This is a genomic window from Staphylococcus sp. GDY8P45P (genome assembly GCF_017892745.1).
In the GTDB taxonomy this organism is placed as follows: Bacteria; Bacillota; Bacilli; order Staphylococcales; family Staphylococcaceae; genus Staphylococcus; species Staphylococcus cohnii.
The window spans coordinates 340,928-359,615 of record NZ_JAESLS010000004.1 but is presented as its reverse complement, the minus strand read 5'-3'; the positions used below and the strand labels follow the sequence as shown (position 1 = coordinate 359,615).

Below are 18,688 nucleotides of genomic sequence, written 5' to 3'. Positions count from 1 at the left end.
ATGAAGTATTAAATAAAAAAGAAGCAATCAGATGGATTAAATTAAATCATCTGATTGCTATTTTTCTGGTATTTATGTCCCAATCTCTTTAATCATTATATGGATAGTTCGAAATTTTTCATCAAATATGTTATTTGACGTTTAGGATGTAGTACAAAATATTGTTATCCTGACATCAATATGACTGTAATTACTGATTAAGTGCTCTATTTAATGATTTCATATTTTCTTTCATTAAAGATTGATAAGTAATCTGTTTATCCTTTACTTCTTCTTTTGATAAGGTTGCCATATTATGAAATTTTAGTGGGGTTGTATTAGATTCCTTTTGAATAACATCTGTAACTTTAGAAGTGATATTTTGTTCATATAATACATAAGGTTGTTTAGTTTTATCTATATTCTGAACGATATTCATTAGTTCACGTTGACTAGGTTCTTCATTATTCATGCCACTAACACCTCGCTGATTAAACTGATAGCGATTTGCTAGATAACCTATAGAGTCATGAGAAATTACGACTGTATCACGTTTAGGATGTTGTGTAATCCGCTTCATCTCATTATCAATTTCGTCGATATCTTTGATCAAATGATTGTAGTTACGCGTGTAATACGTTTTGTGTTTAGGATCCTTCTCGATTAAATCATTTTTAATCACCTTAGCAAATTTTTTATTCAACACAGGATCTAGCCATACATGTGGGTCTTGTTCCCCATGATCATGACCTTCATGATGATTGTGATTGTCATGTTCATCATGGTTTTCATGTTCATCATGTTCTTCGTGATTTGCAATTAAATCATGGTGACTAAGATGTGCAGCAACAGGTAATTTCAAGTTATCATTATTAATTGAACGTGCAATTTTCTTAGCCACGGGATCCATTTCTTCATTTGAATAGATAAACAAATCACTTTTAGCGATATTAATCATTTCTTTTTGTGTAGGTTCAAAAGAATGCATATCAGCACCGGGGGGATAAATCGAATCAACATCTACATATTTGCCCCCGATTTGATCAGTAAAACTTTGGAATGCAAATGCTGTCGTATATATTTTTAATTTATTATTCGAACTGACGTCTTTTTTTTCAGAATTTATATTACCGCATGCACTTAACAATACGATAAATATACAGGTCAGAATAAGTAACATAATTTTTTTCAAAAAACGCCCCTCCAAATCGAAATTATTCCGTTAAAACTATAAACTTATTTTCACATTTTTTCAATGGTTTTTTGTTATTCGACAATATTTAATGACATCATTGATGATTAAAATACGTGCTTATTTTTAATATTTGTTTAACTTAAGGTGAAATGTGATATTTAATATATATGACGTTAATAACATGGAGGTGTTAGAATGGCGGAAATTAAACAAGGTACGAATAAGTTTTATATAGGCGATAACGAAGACAATCCACAAGCAGAGATTACATTTCAACCTCAAGGTGATAATCAAATAACTATTGATCATACAGGCGTACCAGATGAGCTTGGTGGCCAAGGTTTAGGTTCTCAACTTGTAAAATCAGTTGTTGACTATGCACGAGACAACAATTTAAAAGTCTCTGCGACATGTCCTTTTGCTAAATCAGTTATTGAGAAAAAACCAGAATTCCAAGATGTTTATGCAGGTTAATTGCTTGCCTACAAACTTCTTTAAGTTCCAAAATAAATTTGGATATAAACAGCTCAAGCTAAATCACAAATATGAATGAGTCTGGGACGAATCAATGATGTCCCAGACTCTTTTTTTCTTTTTATTTTTCGGATCCATATTCTATTCTAATGAAATTCAAACCCGCTTTTATAAATATAGCAATTGAATCTACATCAATTGTTCTTTGACTGAAGACCTTAGTTTTGATTGTTTAGCTGCATTTAAACCTTAAAATAACAGCAATTCGCGCACTTTATTATTTTTGTACTAAAATACATGATTTATCCATTTTGCAATACATACATATTATAATAAATACCATTTTTTTGAATTAGTGTTTCATGTGTCCCTTGCTCTACAATTTCTCCATGATTTAATACAAGTATTTTATCAGCATCTTGAATCGTAGATAGTCTGTGCGCAATGGCTAAAGTTGTTCTTCCTTTTCTCATTGTATTCAAAGATTGTTGTATTTGTTCTTCCGTTTCAGAATCAATATTTGCTGTCGCTTCATCTAAAATAAGTATTTTGGGATTGGTCGCAATTGTTCTTGCAAATGCTATCAATTGTCGCTCACCACTTGAAAATGAACTTCCTTTTTCAATTACTCTATGTTGATATTGATCTGACAACTTTTCAATAAAATGGTGTGCATGAACAAATTCTGCAGCTTTCTTTACTTGTTCAAATGTCATCGTTGGGTGGTACAATTTAATATTAGATGCTACAGTGCCATAAAATATAAATGCATCTTGAAGTACGAGTCCTATTTTCTGCTTTAATTCTAGTTTCGGTATTGTTTTAATTGAATGCCCATCCACTTCAATACTACCTCGCTCAAATTCATAAAAACGCATAAACAAATTGATGATGGAACTCTTTCCTGAACCTGTATGACCAACAAGCGCTACCATTTCCCCCGGATTAACGGTAAAATTAATGTTTTTAAGTACGTCTGTCTCACCATCATAGCTAAAACTCACTTCTTTAAATTCAATCTTTCCTTTGTCAATTGTATTTGATGGCACAGGTTGTTGTTCAGGCTCATACGTTTCATCGTCAATTAAAGTAAATACCCTACTCGCTGAAACCAAAGCTTGTTGTAAAATATTTAAATTTTGACTTACTTGGTTGATTGGTTCAAAAAATCGTTCCATATATTGCACAAATGCAAATACAACACCAGCTGTAATACCTGTTGTAAAACTGATGATACCAAAATAACCTAAAATCATAACTAGAGCAAAAATAGCTAGTGAACTTATTGCAGGTCTCAATAATAAGCTATCAAGTTTCACTGTTTTTAACATATATTGATAATGTTCATCATTGATATGATTGAATTCTTTGTTTAACCTTTTTTCTTGATTAAATGCCTGTATTATCTTCATACCTTCTATAGATTCTGCTAACTTTGTATTTAAATCGGACAATTTTTGTCTCGACTTTGTAAATAAAACAGCTGAGTATTTCCGATAACTCGCAAGTATGAGTATGATAACTGGTAAAAACACCAATGAAATTAAAGCTAATTTCATCTCTAAAATAAACATCATAATATAACTAGAGATCATCATGAAAATAGCTATAAGAAATGTTGAAAAAACGCCTATAATCATATCAACAATTGTCTCTGTATCATTTGTTAACCTAGATACAATACTGCCGCCTGACACCTTATCAAAATACTTCATTCCCAATTTCCCTAATTTATTAAAAGCGTCAATCCTTAATTGTTGTATCACTTTAAAAGCAAGATATTGAAAAAGATATTGACTTAAATACATTGTTACTGCACCTATTATTTGAATGCTGATAAAGATTATAATAAGCCAAATCATTGCTTGCTGAGGAAAGATACGTGGCGTAAGGTAATCATCGATAAATACCTTTACCAAATAGGGTGTTAACATACTTGCTATGGTAGATATTGTTAATGTTAAAAACGCTAAAGCAATAATCCCTTTATAAGGGGTCGTATACTTAAATAACCTAATCAAAGACTGGGCTTGGTCTTTCGCAGTTAAATTAACTTTTTCAGCCATTAGTATCGTCCCCTTTCGTTAAGTCATCTAAATTACGCGTGAGCTTTTGTTGTAAAGCTTGAGCTCGATATGTTTCGTAATACCATCCTTTTTGGTTCATCAAAGTAGTATGTGTACCTTTTTCAACAATTGTTCCTTGATCCATCACAATTATTTTATCCGCTTGTTTCACAGCGCTCATCCGATGTGCAGTAATGATATTCGTTTTTCCTTTTCTTAATTTTTCTAAATTGTTTAGTATCACTTCTTCGGTTTGAGCATCCACTGCAGAAAGAGAGTCATCAAGTATTAATACTTCTGGATTTATTAATAACGCTCTCGCAATTGATATTCTTTGTTTTTGTCCGCCTGACAATGATACGCCTCTTTCACCTACAACAGTTTGATATTGATAAGGGAAAGATAAAATATCCTCATGAATATAACTTGCTTTACTTGCTGCAAATATCTGATTGTCATCTATTTTTTCATTACTAAATGCAATATTATTTCGAATGGTAGTAGAAAATAGAAAGTGTTCCTGTGGTACATACCCAAACTGATCTCTTAAATATTGTACATTATAATCTCGAATAGGATGGTCACCATATTTGATTTCATTCGGTTCCTTTGTATCAAACTCTCTAAGTAACAATCTAATTAATGTGCTTTTCCCTGATCCAGTTCTACCAACTATGCCAACAGTAGAACCTTTACTCACTTCAAAATGCACATCATAAATGCCTTCTTCCGAATTTCCCGGGAAATTAAATTGTTTAATATTAAATTCAATATCCCCATATGGTCTTGTATTAAGTTTATAATCTGTATCTATATCATTAGGGGTGTTTCCTATTTCTTCAATTCGTTCATAAGATGCCTTTGCCCTTTGAACGATATTAAAAAATAATCCTAGTGCTAGTAATGGCCAAACAAGCATGCCTAAATAAGTCGTAAATGTAATCAGTTGACCAAGTGTGATTGTATTATTGAAAACTAATTTTGCACCAAATAAAATTGATAAAAAGTAACTCATTCCTATAACTAATGTAATTGTTGGGTCAAACAATGCATCAATTTTTGAAACTTTTAAATTTTTATTTACTACATCATCACTTAAATCTTTAAAATCTTGTTGATCACTAGCCTCATAACCAAATGTCTTAGTGACTTTAATACCAGCCACGCTTTCTTGTGTCTTATCATTCAATCTACTAAACGCTGCTTGAGCTTTTTTAAATCCTTTACTAAGTAATGAACCATAAAAACTTGTTAACAACACCATAAAAGGCAGTGGTATCATTGCAATCAGTGTTAATTTCCAGCTTACTGTTACAGCCATTGTGATAACTACGGTTCCACCAGTTATCAAAGAATCTGCAATCATTAATATCCCTGCGCCTGCAGCATTTTGCACTGCTCTGATATCATTGGTTGCATGTGCCATCAAATCACCAGTTCTTCTATTTTGATAAAAGATAGCACTCATAACTGTATATTTTTTATATAAATACGTTCTTAATGTTTGGCCTAGTTTTTGACTTGTCCCAAATATCGATAATCTCCAAATATATCTTAATACATAAGTCAAAATCGCGACCAACACTAATATAGAAAGATAAATTATTAATAATTTCGGTGTTAATTTATTAGCCACCATATAGTCAATCGTCTTACCGATAATCTGTGGTGGTAAAATTTCAATCACAGCAATCAAAAATAATGTGCTCAAACCTATAATATAACTACCTTTATGCTGTCTGAAAAACCACCCTAATTTCCAAAAGACTTGCATACACTCACCCACTTCATCATCCAAATTGTTTATGTTCACATATTACCACATGTTGTTAAATGTAAATATAGTAGTGATTTTAAACGTTGTGTAATTCTAAATAGCGAGACAAGTAAATTGACTTGGTATACTTTTTATATTAACTTATAGTTATAAATCATAACTGACTATAAAGGAGCAAAATGATGACTTTTCACGATAAAGCAGCAATTCAAGTAACAAATATCACCTTAAATGTTAAAAATTTAAAAACAATGTTGGAATTCTATTCACACATTTTAGGACTTAAAGTTGTATCAAAAGATGATACTTCTGCTATTTTACAAGTTGGTTTGAGCGACCATACTATTACATTAAATGAAATTCAAGAGGGACGTCAGCCTTCCTTAAGAGAAGCAGGCTTATTTCACATAGCAATTCTACTACCTGAACGCGTAGATTTAGCTAATTTCTTATTTCATATTTCACAATCAAACATTCCGATTGGTGGCGGTGACCATCTTGTGAGTGAAGCTTTATACCTTAATGATCCAGAAGGAAATGGCATTGAAGTTTATTACGACAGACCTGAATCTGAATGGTTGTGGGAAAATGACAAAGTGAAAATGGATACGTTACAAGTAGATACAGCTGATTTACTTAATCAAAGAACAGAGATAGGTTGGGATAAAATACCAAATAATGCAAAGATTGGGCATTTGCATTTGAAAACATCTGACTTAGCAGTAGCTAGACATTTTTACATTGATAAGTTAGGGCTTCAACATATTTCCGATTTTCCTCAAGCTCTGTTTATGTCATCTAAATATTATCACCATCATATTGCAGTAAATACTTGGCAATCCAGCTTACCGAGAATTGAAAATGATAACAGCTATGGATTAGTCCACATCGATATTTATAAACCAAACAATGAAGTTGAAGAAACTTTTTTAATAGACGGTTTAAATATTACTTTACACAATCAAATGTCATTAATAGCTGATAAAGTATAAAGCTAAGACATCACGCACAGTATAATAACTCAACATGCTATTAAAGTTTATAATAATAAAAACGTCAATTTCTATTATAATTATAGAAATTGACGTTTTTTTTATTTAAGTCAAGACATTAATGTCATGGTTTTCTTTTGTACGAACTTTAAATATTTTAGTCATGGTCGTTCTTATTATTCAACCCATTCTACAACATGAGATTGAGGTTGACGCACTTTTTCTTTTGCTTCAGTTTCTCTATAACCAAATGCAACCATTACGGATGGTGCAAAATGCGTTTCATCCATCAAGCCTTCATCAATTAAAAATTGCGTTACAGCATCTAAATCAAATCCTTCCATCGGACAAGAATCAATATTTAATAATGCCGCACTCGTCATCATATTACCTAATGCAATGTATGTTTGTTTTTTAGCCCATTCCAACAATGTTTGTGCATTATCATTAATATGGAAACTTGTTTGGAAATTATCGAATTTTTCTTCCGTAGCAGGTATACTATCTTCGCTGTATTGCTTAATATCTCGAATCATATGTTGTACAAATGGTGATTTAGAAGTTACATTTTTACGTGCCAATATAATTACGAAATGGCTTGCTGTATCTAACTGCCCTTTTGCACCCCAACTTATTTCTTTTAACTTATTTCTAATTTCTGAATTTTGTATTACGATAAATTTCCAAGGTTCTAATCCCAGAGAGCTCGGGGACAGTCTACCCGCTTCTAAGATAGTGTCAAATTCACTTTCATTTATCTTTTTATTTGAATCAAACCTTTTTGTTGCATGTCTAAAATTAAACGCGTTTATAATTGTTTGTTGCATATCATTCATTTCTTGTTTGCCATCCTTTCCATTTGTATCTTATACCTTTTAGTATAGGATAGGTTGTTACATGGATTAAAATAAAATGTTTAAGCTTAATACCAAATTAAGATATAAGATATTACTTATTCATTTTAAGCACTTGATCTTCAATAATAGATAAAACACCTTGCTTATCATTTGATGGTGCTACATAATTTGCAATTTCGAATAATGTTTCATCTTCACAATTTTCCATCACATAACTATATGTTGCTAATTGCAACATATCTAAATCATTATTTGCGTCTCCAAATGCCATGAGCTCGTCTTCCGCTAATCCCCATTTTTTTAATAATCTAGCTAATGCATTTCCTTTGGTCATACCTGGAATGATAATATCGATACTATCTCGACCACTTGATACAAGTGACAAATCTTGTGAAAAGCGTTTTGACAAATCCTTATCAAGTGTAGGATGTGTTGCTCTATCTATATTTAAAGCGATTTTTACATATTCGTCTTCTGGTAAATTTTGTAAGGATTCAATTTCTTTTAATTGTCGATAATAAAAATGTGCATCTTTTTTAAATGATTGCTCATTGTCTTTTAATATGTAAGCACTTTTCAATCCACAAACAATTATTTCGTTGATACCACGGGTGATATTTAAATAATTAACAATATTACGGAAAACATCTTTTTCAAATGCTTGGTAATCATATAACGTATTGCCTTCATAAATAACCGCGCCATTTTCAGCAACAAAAAACATAGCTTTATCTCCGAAAATAGATTTTAATTTTGCGTATTGATTACCACTTGCTGCTATAAATTTAATATTTTCATTTTTCAATTGTTGAAATATACGATTAAATCTTTCTTGATCATATTGTTTTTTTGAATCTAAAAATGTACCATCCATATCTACTGCGATTGCTTTTATCATACTTATCATCCCCTCAAATGCTCTGCTTATATCTGTAATTCATTATATCTATATTCATCGCTAAATTAAAATAAATAAATTGAATTATATCCTTTAAGTTGTGAATAATCTAATTTTTAAAGTTTTAAATAAAAAATAGGCAGAATAGAAAGCACATACGCAATATGCTTGATTCTATCTGCCTTGAATAACGTATTCATTTTCTAAAAATTATCTTAGCTTAACATTGGAAAAAATCTATTCTATGACAACTCAATGTACGATTCATTTTACCTAACTTTATAAAGCTTTAGCCTTCTTGATTGTCTTCTTTCATACGAACAATAGAAACATAATTAGATTTTTCTTTAATATCATAGATTGTTAAACCTGTAATATCTTTTGGTTTACCTGGCACGATAATACTTATGATATAAGAGAAAATAAATGCTACTATAAACGAAATAATAGATACATAGAATGGTGAATTGCCGCCACCCATTCCGTTAAAGATATAAGCAAAAATAATTCCAAATATTAATCCCATCAGTACACCGAACGTATTGGTACGACGTGTGAATATACCAACCGCAAATACACCAGCCAATGGTACTCCTACTAAACCAGTAATTAACAAGAATAAATCCCAAAGGTCGTTAGAATCTGCTGCAATTAGATAAATAGACATACCGAATCCAAATAATCCCGAAAGGATAATTATCCATCTAGCAAATCCAACTTCACTTTTTTCATCTTTCTTGCCAAAGAATCTGTGCTTAATATCAACAGAAATACAAGCCGAAATTGAATTCAAACTTGAAGAAATGGTTGATTGTGCCGCTGCAAATATGGCTGCTATTAATAGTCCAGCAACAAATGGTGGCATTTCAGTAAGTATAAAGTATGGTACTACAGAAGAAGTATTAAACCCTTTAGGCAATGCACTTTCATGACTATAAAATGAGTACATCATTGTTCCCATACCGTAGAATAACGGCGCCGATATTAAAGCTAAGGCCCCATTCGTCCATAAAGATTTTTTTGTTTCTGATATAGAATCTGATGCTTGATAACGTTGTACCACATCTTGACTTGCTGTATATTGATGCAAGTTGTTAAAAATGTTCCCTAAAAAGATGATAGGAATTGCTGCGGCTGCAGTATTAAATTTCCAGTTATCAGCACTAATGATTTTTTTATGTTCTAATGCATCACTTACAACAGTCCCCATTCCCCCTTGAATGTGGACTACACCTAAAATAATGATTGCTGCTGCGCCACCTAATAGAATGACGCCTTGAATGAAATCACTCCATACAACACCTTCAAAACCGCCAAGGAATGTATAAAGAATACACAAAATACCAACCAAACTTGCCACTACATATGGATTCATATCTGATACAGAAGTTATCGCTAATGTAGGTAAATAGATAACAATGGCTACTCTCCCAATATGGAATAACACAAATAACAATGAACCGATAACACGAATACTAGGTCCAAAACGCGCCTCTAAATATTCATAAGCAGACGTCACCTTTAATTTTTTAAAAAAAGGTACATAAAAGTATATAAGTAAAGGAATAATTGCTACAATCGCAATATTACCTGCAATATATGACCAGTCTGTCAAAAAAGCCTTTTCTGGCGTAGACATAAAAGTTATCGCACTTAAAGTTGTGGCATAAATAGAGAACCCTACTGCCCATGAAGGCAAACGACCACTAGCCGTAAAGAAGCTATCTGTACTTTGGCTTGCGCGTTTGGTAAAATATGCACCGACTAAAAGCATAACTAAAAGGTAAATAACTACTGCCATCCAGTTCCATATACCAAAACCAACTTGTTCCATTTAATTCATCCCCTTATACGGTAACCTATAAATCGTATTTGTTAATTAATGATTCTAATTTAGCTCTGTTGTTTTCATTGAACGGTTTGAACGGACGTTTTGGTAATCCACCATCAATACCACGTGTCGCTAAAATTTCTTTCAATGTAGAATAAATGCCCATAGACAGCACATTTTCAATAATGTCGTTAGTATCATGCTGAATTTGATAAGCTTCATCAATTTGACCATTTTTAGCTTTTTCAAAAATTTGTCTTGCGCGTCTACCATTGACATTATATGTAGAGCCAATTGCGCCATCTACACCAGAAATAGCCGCTTGTACTAACATTTCATCAAAACCAGAAAGTATTAATTTATCTGGATACGCTTTGCGAATACGTTCTAATAAGAAAAAGTTAGGAGCAGTATATTTCACACCGACCACTTTTTCATGATTAAATAATTCACCAAATTGTTCTATGGAAATGTTAACGCCAGTTAAATCTGGAATTGCATAAATAATTAAATTATTTTGTGTCGCTTCAATTAATTCAAAATAGTAATCTTTGATTTCTTCAAATGAAAATGGATAATAGAATGGTGTAACTGCAGAAATGGCATCATACCCTAATTCAGTTGCATATTTACCTAGCTCTATTGCTTCATTTAAATCTAATGATCCAACTTGAGCGATCAATTTTACATTCTCATTCACTGCCTCTTTAGCAACTTTAAAAACTTGTTTCTTTTGCTCTTTATTTAATAAGAAGTTTTCGCCTGAGCTGCCATTAACATAAAGTCCATCTAATCCTTCAGTTTCAATGGCATTTTGTGCAATTTGCGCCAATCCTTCCTCTTTAACCTGACCATCCTCATCAAATGGTACTAATAATGCTGCATATAAACCTTTTAAATTCTCTTCCATTTTATAACCCTCCATCTATATATTTAAGTTATTATTTTTAATCATTTATATAAACATATAATGCTTTAAAAAATATCTTTTATTTATTCTATTTACAGTTCAAATTGTAAACGCTATCATAGAGTGTGGCAATAGTTTTTTGAAAAAATGCATCATTTTATAATGATATGCGTGAAAAATTTTTTCAATATTGATTTTCTTGTAGAAATTAAGGAGGGTGCAAATATGCATCAATATAAGATTGCTATTGATATTGGGGGAACAGAAATTAAGGCTGCTGTGGTAGATCAATCATTAAATTTTATAGAGTACATCAAAACACCTACCCCAAATAACATCGATACGTTTATTAGGGATAAAGTTTATGAGCTTGTAATGATGTTGCAGAAATCTTATCAAATCGACCCACTTTATGTTGGTATTTCTAGCGCAGGCGTTATAGATGAACAGCGCGGTATAGTTGAATACGCTGGGCCAACGATTCCCAATTATAAGGGAACTGACTTCAAATCTTTGCTTGAACCGTTAAATGCTCAGGTGAATGTATTTAATGATGTCAATGCAGCATTATTAGGAGAACTGGCTTTCCATGATTACAGCTCACAAAATATTTTTTGCTTAACTCTGGGAACAGGAATTGGTGGCGCTTTTTATAACAAATACGCGCAACTATACAATGGCGAAAGAAATCGCGCTAATGAAATTGGTTATTTGCTTTATGATAGAAAAACAAACAAAACCTTTGAACAACGTGCCTCAACAACTGCCTTAAAAGCACTCATGTTAGAAAAAGGGTTTATTCATCAAGACAATGTGCCAAAATTATTTGAACTAGCAGATCAACAAGATACGCTTGCACTAGCCATACTCAATCAATGGAGTGATTCCATCGCAGAAGGCATCGCTCAAATACAAATCATTTATGATCCTGGGTTAATACTGATCGGTGGCGGTGTTTCGTCACAAGGTCAAAATTTATTAAAATACATCATACCAAAAGTCGAATGTTATTTACCTGAACAATACGGTCATGCTCAAATACAAACAACAAGTACACAGAATCACGCTGCACTATACGGAGCAGTCTCTAGATTTTAAAAAGTTTTTGTCATCATTTTGTTGTCATAATAATGAAAGTTACTCCGTTTTAAAAGTCAAAACTATAAAAAACGCCAAATTCTAAATTATCCCAATAGAATTTGGCGTTTATGTTTTAATCAAAAATATTTATTTTCACAATGATTCTATTCATTTAATACTACTTTTTTAGTATGTTGATATACATTATGCATATACGTATCGTCCAATAATAAGTAACTGACGATATCTATTAAAAATAATGTAGCTATTTGAGTATTGATAAATTGGGTGTCTTTATTTCTAGATTGATCAGTAGTAATAAGCACTAAATCCGCACACGCTGTAATTGGACTTCCTTCATAATTTGTTATCACTACGACATATGCACCACGTTCATGTGCAACTTTAGCTGCAGCGATAAGCTCTGTAGTTTCGCCACTATTTGAAATTGCAACAAATGTATCGGAAGTTGATAATAAAGAAGCAAATATTTTCATTTGATGTGCATCTGTAGACACATTCCCTTTCAACCCCATTCTCATCATACGATAGTAAAATTCAGTAGCTGATAATCCAGAACTACCAAGTCCTGCATAAATAATTTGCCGACTACGAATAATTTGGTTTACAAAACTTTGAATTTTTTCATCAGAAATAAATTCTCCTGTTTGTTGAATAATATTTTGATGATATTTATGAATACGTTGAATTAATGGACTATTTTCTATTACTCTTTCTGACATTTCTTGCTGTAAATTAAACTTCAAATCTTGAAAGTTCTCGTAATTTAATTTATTACTAAACCTTGTGATTGTTGCAGGTGAAGTACCAATCGCATATGCTAATGAATTAATTGTTGAAAATGTGTCGTCAAAGTCATTGTTTTGAATATATGCTACGATTTGTTTATCTGTTTTGGTAAATAAATGATGATAACGTTGAACGCGATTTTCGAATTTCATTTTGTGCATCCTCCCATCCCAATATTAGCTATATTATAAATGAAAATGTTTTTCATAACAATGAAATATATTGATTATTATTTTCTTGGTGTTATATTAAAAATATAAATCTATTAGATAATAAAGTATTTTATTAAATCTACTAAAGTTACGGAGTGTATAATTATGTTACCACAAGGATTAATTGTCTCATGTCAAGCCTTGGAAAATGAGCCATTACATTCATCTTTTATCATGTCAAAAATGGCTTTAGCTGCATACGAAGGTGGGGCTGTAGGCATTAGAGCAAATTCTAAAGAAGATATTATTGCTATAAAACAAGAAGTGAATTTACCTGTCATCGGTATTGTAAAAAGAGATTATGCAAATTCTGATGTTTTTATCACTGCAACACGTAAAGAAGTCGATGAATTACTAGAAAGTAAATGTGAAGTCATTGCTCTTGATGCCACAAAGCAAGCACGTCCTAAAGAATCACTTAAAGAACTTGTTTCATATATACGTCAGCATGCACCAAATATAGAAATCATGGCTGATATTTCTACACTTGAAGAAGCACAATATGCTGATAAACTAGGTTTTGATTACATAGGAACTACCCTTCGTGGCTATACTAGTTATACAAAAGGACATATTTTGTATGAAGATAATTTCCAATTTTTAAAAGATGTGCTATCACATGTTCATGCGAAAGTCATAGCTGAAGGAAATGTCATCACACCTGAAATGTTTAAACAAGTTACAGAATTAAATGTTCACTGTACAGTCGTCGGCGGTGCGATTACACGCCCTAAAGAAATCACTAAAAGATTTATTCAAGCAATTGAAAATTAATAATTTAAAAAACCCGTATTCAAATACATGGTTCCTACATGGCTAATGAATATGGGTTTTTATATAATTTTTTATTTAGTATGCTATAGTTCCTCGGCAACAAATATTTTTCTATCTTCCCACTCACCTGTTTGCTCATTGTAATTATCACATGTAATTAATGTTAACTGCTTCTTATTCGATGCTTGTTCATCTAGCACTTCGACTTCATCTGGTTTCACATCATAAATTTTAGTAATCTTATACGTTCTTCGTTCATCTCCAACTTTAAAATAAACTTTACTTCCTTTTTTTGTTTCAGGTAACTTAGAAAACTGATAATCCGAATGACCCGTTAATGTATGACCTGCAATTGCGATATTTTGATCCTCTAATGTTTCGTTTGATTCCACAAAACTTACGCCTCTATCTAATTGTTTGGGCGTGGCAGGTCCTGGATAAACAGGTTTTTTAATATCTGCATCAGGGATTGATAAATATCCTGCCATTTTTGTCTTATCTTTAGGTATTTCTACTTTCTCATTTTCAGAGGTTTTAGATTGTTTGTCATAATGTTCTATTTTATTTTCATTGTCTTTTTGTGCAAAGTAATTATCAATTTTTGGTTTTATAAATAAATAAATCGCTATTATGATGAGTGCTACACCAATTAGTGTGACAAGCCTACTTCCCCATTTTTTCATGTAACGAATACTCCTTTTTCTAAATCAAAATATTCATTGTAAGTATAGCACAACTCATTATCTAACAACGTTAATTTCTCCATAAAACCTTTTATAGTTTTAAAAATTTCATAATGTGGTAGATACTAAAGTATTCAATATATATAAAGGATGTGTTTGTATGTCAGTATTTTCAGATGATGAACGTGTAAAAATATTATCTGACATTATTGAAATTCAATCTGTGAATGAAAATGAACTTGATGTCGCACATTATTTACAGGATTTATTTAATAAATACGGAATTCATACCAACATTGAAAAACTTGAAGGTGAAACTACGAGAGCTAACTTAGTGGCAGAAATTGGTGATGGCAAACCTGTTGTTGGTGTTTCAGGACATATGGATGTTGTCACTACGGGTGATGAAAATTTATGGAATTATGATCCATTTAAGCTCACAGAAGATGATCAAGGTAGATTACATGGACGTGGCGCTGCAGATATGAAATCTGGATTAGCTGCTTTAGCAATTAGTTTAATAGAAATTAAAGAAGCTGGTACATTAAATCAAGGTACAATCAGATTTATGGCGACTGCTGGAGAAGAAGTAACGAGTGATGGCGCTGCTTTATTACATGAAAAAGGTTATATGCATGACGTCGAAGCTTTATTAATTGCAGAACCTTCACAAGATGGCATTGTTTATACACATAAAGGTACAATGGATATTCAAGTTATATCCAAAGGTAAATCTTCACACAGCTCAATGCCTGAATTAGGTTATAATGCAATTAATCCTTTGGTTGATTTTATTCATTATTTAAACAAAGCTTATAACAAAGTAGATGTTAAAAGTGAATTACTCGGTACCCCAACAATGAATTCAACAATTATCTCCGGTGGTGATCAAGTCAACTCAATACCAGCTTATGCTGAATCATTGTTTAATATGCGTACTATACCAGATTACGATAATAATAAATTTGAAGCACTATTTAACAGTATAAAAGATCAAGTTAAACAAGAAAGTGACGCTGATATTACTGTTAATCCTTATGTAAATCGTGACCCTGTATATACTAAAGGGGATAATGAATTCTTAAAATTGGCTAAATCTTTAGGTGATTCTTATTTTGATAGAAACCTAGAAGTAACTTCTTCTACTGCAACTACAGACGCATCATATTTAATGAAGGATAAAGATGAACGTTTCTCATTTGTAATGTATGGTCCAGGCGAAACTGGCCAAGCACATCAAGTTGATGAATATGTTTATAAAGATACTTATCTAGCTTTTATAGATTTATATAGCCAATTATTACCACAATATTTAAATACTTCTAAATAAAATAACAAAACACATAATGTAACTACCATGAGCTCAATAAGTAAAGGCTAAAATATAAACCTCATACTCAAATAAAGGACGAATCCATATGAAGTGGATTCGTCCTTTTAGATTTAACGCCTTACAAATTTGACCGTAGCATGCTTGCTTGAAATATGATGTATGATAATCCGAGCGTGTACGCCATCTTTTCATCCAAGTCACTAAGACTTTTGGTTTCTTGTAATCATTATGGATGAACATGAATATTTATTTTTTCATCTCTAACCAATTAATTAATTCATTTAAATTATTAACTGTTATTGTAGGATTCTGTCCATTATAATCAAAATGTTCTTTTTGTCTATTCACCCAAACCGTATCAAAGCCAAAATTTGTTGCTCCAGTTACATCCCAAGAATTAGAAGAAACAAACAATATTTCTTCTCTTTTCAAATGATTATATTTCAAAATCAATGCATAACTTGCAGGGCTTGGTTTATATTGCTTAATTTCATTAACACTCATAACCGTATTGATATCTTCACTTAATTCAGAGTTATCAATCAATGGTCTAAGCATATTATCGTTTCCATTGGATAGTATGCCTACATTGATATTCATGCTGTTCAGCTGGGCAAGTACTTTAGGTACTTCGTGAAAATATTCTAAATTTAAAAAAGCATCAAACAAACGATTTATATCTTCTCGATCATATTTTATTTTGTGCTCATCCATTGTGTAACGTAAAGCTTCTTTTGTTAATTCATCAAATGGGATATATCGTTGCATAATTTGTTTTAAAAACATGTGATTTAATTGCGTTTTTCTCCACAGTTTAGAAATAGATGTTGCTAGTTCATCATCAAATTGGGTCATACCTTTTTTTAAAGAGGACATGTCAAAAAGTGTTCCATAAACATCAAAAATAATTGCTTTATACATTTTAAACCTCCTATTCAAAACACACATTTACTATTCTTTATCACGTTTCAACAAAGTCAAACAGTTTCTTATCATTTTTGTAAAATGATAAAGGTCATTGAAAGGTGATGCATTCTATCATTTATTAATTTTTTGTAAATTTTTTAATTATAGCTTTATTATACTACAAAACGGTTATAGAACAGTAAGAAGGGAGGCTGGTTGTTATGAGAAGAATGTTTCTATTAGATTTATTAAACCTCTTTTTTATCGCCACAGGTTATATGTTGATGATTACTTTAATTTTATTTTCATTTGACTTCTTACAAATACAAACAACCGGTTCAGTATTTTTAGAATCATTGAGCGCTATTACCATTTTTCAATTTTTTAGCAATCCTATTTTCAATGGTTTATTCACTTTGTTTTTAATCATCTCTTTCCTATTATTTCTGTACAAAGCATTTGAACTTTATCAAAAAGAAAAGTAAATATCATTGTTATTCAATCATTCAAAGCTCAATTTTATATTATTACAGTAAAGTAACTATTTTTTATTTATAACGCGTATCATCTAACTATTTTAATTTTTATAAATTTTATATTGTAACAATACATTTTAAGTTATATAATATTCTAAGAGAATGTTTCGTGCTATACCTCTAGGCTTTTATTGCCATCTATCATCATAGTTATATTCCATTCCCAGAATTAAACTTTATGCACCCATTAACACAAATGGTATCGCACTGCATTCTCAACAAATGTGCAAAAATTGCTCATTTGAAAAGAGATCTAAAATCACTTTCAGGCAGTGATTTTAGATCTTCTTATAATGCGCTTACTTTAATTTTCCATTAGGATAAACCATAACTTTTAATGAACCACTTTTGTTTGTTCTCGCTCTTTCCATAGCCTCTTGTGCATTTTCTAAATCATATGAATCGGTAAACATTGTATTTAAATTTGCTGCAGTTGAAGATAACATTTCAATGCCCATTGGATAAGTATTAGCATATCTAAAAATACCTACAACATTGATTTCGTGATTAGCAATAAACGGTATATTTAATTCAATGTTTTCTTGTTGAGGCAAGCCAACTATTGCTAAAGTTCCTCCATTGTTCAAGGCCGCTAATGCATTTTGTAGTGCAGTAGGATTGCCTGCAGTTTCAAAAGCATAATCTACACCTCTATGATTTGTTATTTCATTGATACGAGTTATAACATCCTCTTCTTTAATATTTATAGCATGTGTTGCACCGAGTTCTAATGCTTCATCCAATCTTATTCGTTCAAGATCTGACACGATAATTTTTGTAGCTCCAAAAGCTTTTGCTGCTACGACAGCCATCAACCCCACTGGGCCCATGCCCATAATTACTACTGTAGAACCTGGTTGAACGTTCGCACGTTTACATGCTTGTACACCGACTGAGAATGGTTCATTTAATGTTGCTTCTTCATATGATAACGCATCAGGAATATGAAATAGAAACCCTTCAGGATGACTTATATATTGACTAAAAGCGCCGTCAATAGGAGGTGTGGCTAAAAACTTAACGTCTGGACATAAGTTATATTTACCAGATTTACAGTATTCACACTCTCCACATGGAACACCAGGTTCAATAGCAACTCTATCTCCAGGTTTAAAATGTGTTACTTCTGGACCAATATCAGCAACAATTCCCGAACATTCATGTCCTAAAATTAGTGGTTTTTCAACTACAAATTCTCCTACACGACCGTGTTCATAATAATGAACATCTGAACCACAAACACCTACTGCCATCACTTTTACTAAAACATCTGTCGGTCCTAACTTAGGTACATCTACTTCTTTAAGTTCCATCTCAAATGGTTTATTTAATATTGAAATATTCATTGTTTCTGGAATATTATTACTCATTTTAA

General features: G+C 31.7%; 17 protein-coding genes. 6 read left to right on the top strand and 11 right to left on the bottom strand.

The genetic code is table 11. The features are described from left to right. Positions 1-190: 190 nt before the first annotated feature. Positions 191-1,171 carry a metal ABC transporter solute-binding protein, Zn/Mn family gene (locus tag KA873_RS01905; protein ID WP_181187352.1) on the bottom strand — a complete coding sequence of 327 codons (981 nt, stop codon included), beginning with the start codon at positions 1,169-1,171 and terminating at the stop codon, positions 191-193. Positions 1,172-1,369: 198 nt separating this feature from the next. On the opposite strand from KA873_RS01905, the gene KA873_RS01900 reads away from it, so the two are divergent. Continuing rightward, positions 1,370-1,648 (top strand): GNAT family N-acetyltransferase, encoded by a 279-nt coding sequence (locus KA873_RS01900; RefSeq protein ID WP_107384216.1) that lies wholly within the window; start codon positions 1,370-1,372, stop codon positions 1,646-1,648. A gap of 302 nt (positions 1,649-1,950) precedes the next feature. Here KA873_RS01900 and KA873_RS01895 read toward each other — a convergent pair whose 3' ends face one another. Continuing rightward, positions 1,951-3,714, bottom strand: coding sequence for an ABC transporter ATP-binding protein (locus KA873_RS01895; protein ID WP_107386193.1), 1,764 nt, complete (start codon positions 3,712-3,714; stop codon positions 1,951-1,953). After that, positions 3,707-5,488, bottom strand: coding sequence for an ABC transporter ATP-binding protein (locus KA873_RS01890; protein WP_107504917.1), 1,782 nt, complete (start codon positions 5,486-5,488; stop codon positions 3,707-3,709). The genes KA873_RS01895 and KA873_RS01890 overlap by 8 nt, the downstream gene beginning before the upstream one ends. A 185-nt stretch (positions 5,489-5,673) precedes the next feature. On the opposite strand from KA873_RS01890, the gene KA873_RS01885 reads away from it, so the two are divergent. Next, positions 5,674-6,483, top strand: coding sequence for a VOC family protein (locus KA873_RS01885; protein WP_182474464.1), 810 nt, complete (start codon positions 5,674-5,676; stop codon positions 6,481-6,483). Positions 6,484-6,659: 176 nt separating this feature from the next. On the opposite strand, the gene KA873_RS01880 is transcribed toward KA873_RS01885, so the two are convergent. The 4 genes from KA873_RS01880 to KA873_RS01865 form a co-directional block, all read right to left on the bottom strand. Then, positions 6,660-7,319, bottom strand: coding sequence for an NAD(P)H-dependent oxidoreductase (locus KA873_RS01880; RefSeq protein WP_107386190.1), 660 nt, complete (start codon positions 7,317-7,319; stop codon positions 6,660-6,662). Positions 7,320-7,431: 112 nt separating this feature from the next. Next, positions 7,432-8,238 carry a Cof-type HAD-IIB family hydrolase gene (locus KA873_RS01875; protein ID WP_107386189.1) on the bottom strand — a complete coding sequence of 269 codons (807 nt, stop codon included), beginning with the start codon at positions 8,236-8,238 and terminating at the stop codon, positions 7,432-7,434. A 289-nt stretch (positions 8,239-8,527) separates the two neighbouring features. After that, on the bottom strand, positions 8,528-10,072 hold the full coding sequence (locus KA873_RS01870) for a sodium:solute symporter family protein (protein WP_107505074.1): 1,545 nt from the start codon (positions 10,070-10,072) through the stop codon (positions 8,528-8,530). A 25-nt stretch (positions 10,073-10,097) separates the two neighbouring features. Beyond that, positions 10,098-10,979, bottom strand: a complete 882-nt coding sequence (locus KA873_RS01865; protein ID WP_107386187.1) for an N-acetylneuraminate lyase — start codon at positions 10,977-10,979, stop codon at positions 10,098-10,100. Positions 10,980-11,204: 225 nt separating this feature from the next. Between KA873_RS01865 and KA873_RS01860 the strand changes: the two genes are divergently transcribed. After that, on the top strand, positions 11,205-12,077 hold the full coding sequence (locus KA873_RS01860) for an ROK family protein (protein ID WP_107384224.1): 873 nt from the start codon (positions 11,205-11,207) through the stop codon (positions 12,075-12,077). A 146-nt stretch (positions 12,078-12,223) separates the two neighbouring features. On the opposite strand, the gene KA873_RS01855 is transcribed toward KA873_RS01860, so the two are convergent. Further along, the gene (locus tag KA873_RS01855; RefSeq protein WP_107384225.1) at positions 12,224-13,021 is read right to left on the bottom strand and encodes a MurR/RpiR family transcriptional regulator; all 798 of its coding nucleotides are present in this window, start codon (positions 13,019-13,021) and stop codon (positions 12,224-12,226) included. Positions 13,022-13,186: 165 nt separating this feature from the next. Here KA873_RS01855 and KA873_RS01850 point away from each other — a divergent pair, with 165 nt between their 5' ends. Next, positions 13,187-13,855 (top strand): N-acetylmannosamine-6-phosphate 2-epimerase, encoded by a 669-nt coding sequence (locus tag KA873_RS01850; protein ID WP_107505076.1) that lies wholly within the window; start codon positions 13,187-13,189, stop codon positions 13,853-13,855. Between the two features lie 83 nt (positions 13,856-13,938). Here KA873_RS01850 and srtA read toward each other — a convergent pair whose 3' ends face one another. Then, on the bottom strand, positions 13,939-14,538 hold the full coding sequence (gene srtA, locus KA873_RS01845) for a class A sortase SrtA (protein ID WP_107505077.1): 600 nt from the start codon (positions 14,536-14,538) through the stop codon (positions 13,939-13,941). A gap of 160 nt (positions 14,539-14,698) precedes the next feature. Here srtA and KA873_RS01840 point away from each other — a divergent pair, with 160 nt between their 5' ends. After that, positions 14,699-15,868, top strand: coding sequence for an ArgE/DapE family deacylase (locus KA873_RS01840; RefSeq protein WP_107386185.1), 1,170 nt, complete (start codon positions 14,699-14,701; stop codon positions 15,866-15,868). 249 nt (positions 15,869-16,117) lie between these two features. On the opposite strand, the gene KA873_RS01835 is transcribed toward KA873_RS01840, so the two are convergent. Next, positions 16,118-16,792 carry a haloacid dehalogenase type II gene (locus tag KA873_RS01835; protein ID WP_107386184.1) on the bottom strand — a complete coding sequence of 225 codons (675 nt, stop codon included), beginning with the start codon at positions 16,790-16,792 and terminating at the stop codon, positions 16,118-16,120. 206 nt (positions 16,793-16,998) lie between these two features. Here KA873_RS01835 and KA873_RS01830 point away from each other — a divergent pair, with 206 nt between their 5' ends. Then, complete coding sequence (locus tag KA873_RS01830; RefSeq protein ID WP_107384230.1) at positions 16,999-17,262, top strand: hypothetical protein; 264 nt, start codon at positions 16,999-17,001, stop codon at positions 17,260-17,262. Between the two features lie 350 nt (positions 17,263-17,612). Here the strand turns inward: KA873_RS01830 and KA873_RS01825 are convergent, their stop codons facing one another. Then, positions 17,613-18,683 (bottom strand): NAD(P)-dependent alcohol dehydrogenase, encoded by a 1,071-nt coding sequence (locus KA873_RS01825; RefSeq protein WP_107505078.1) that lies wholly within the window; start codon positions 18,681-18,683, stop codon positions 17,613-17,615. Positions 18,684-18,688 lie beyond the last annotated feature (5 nt).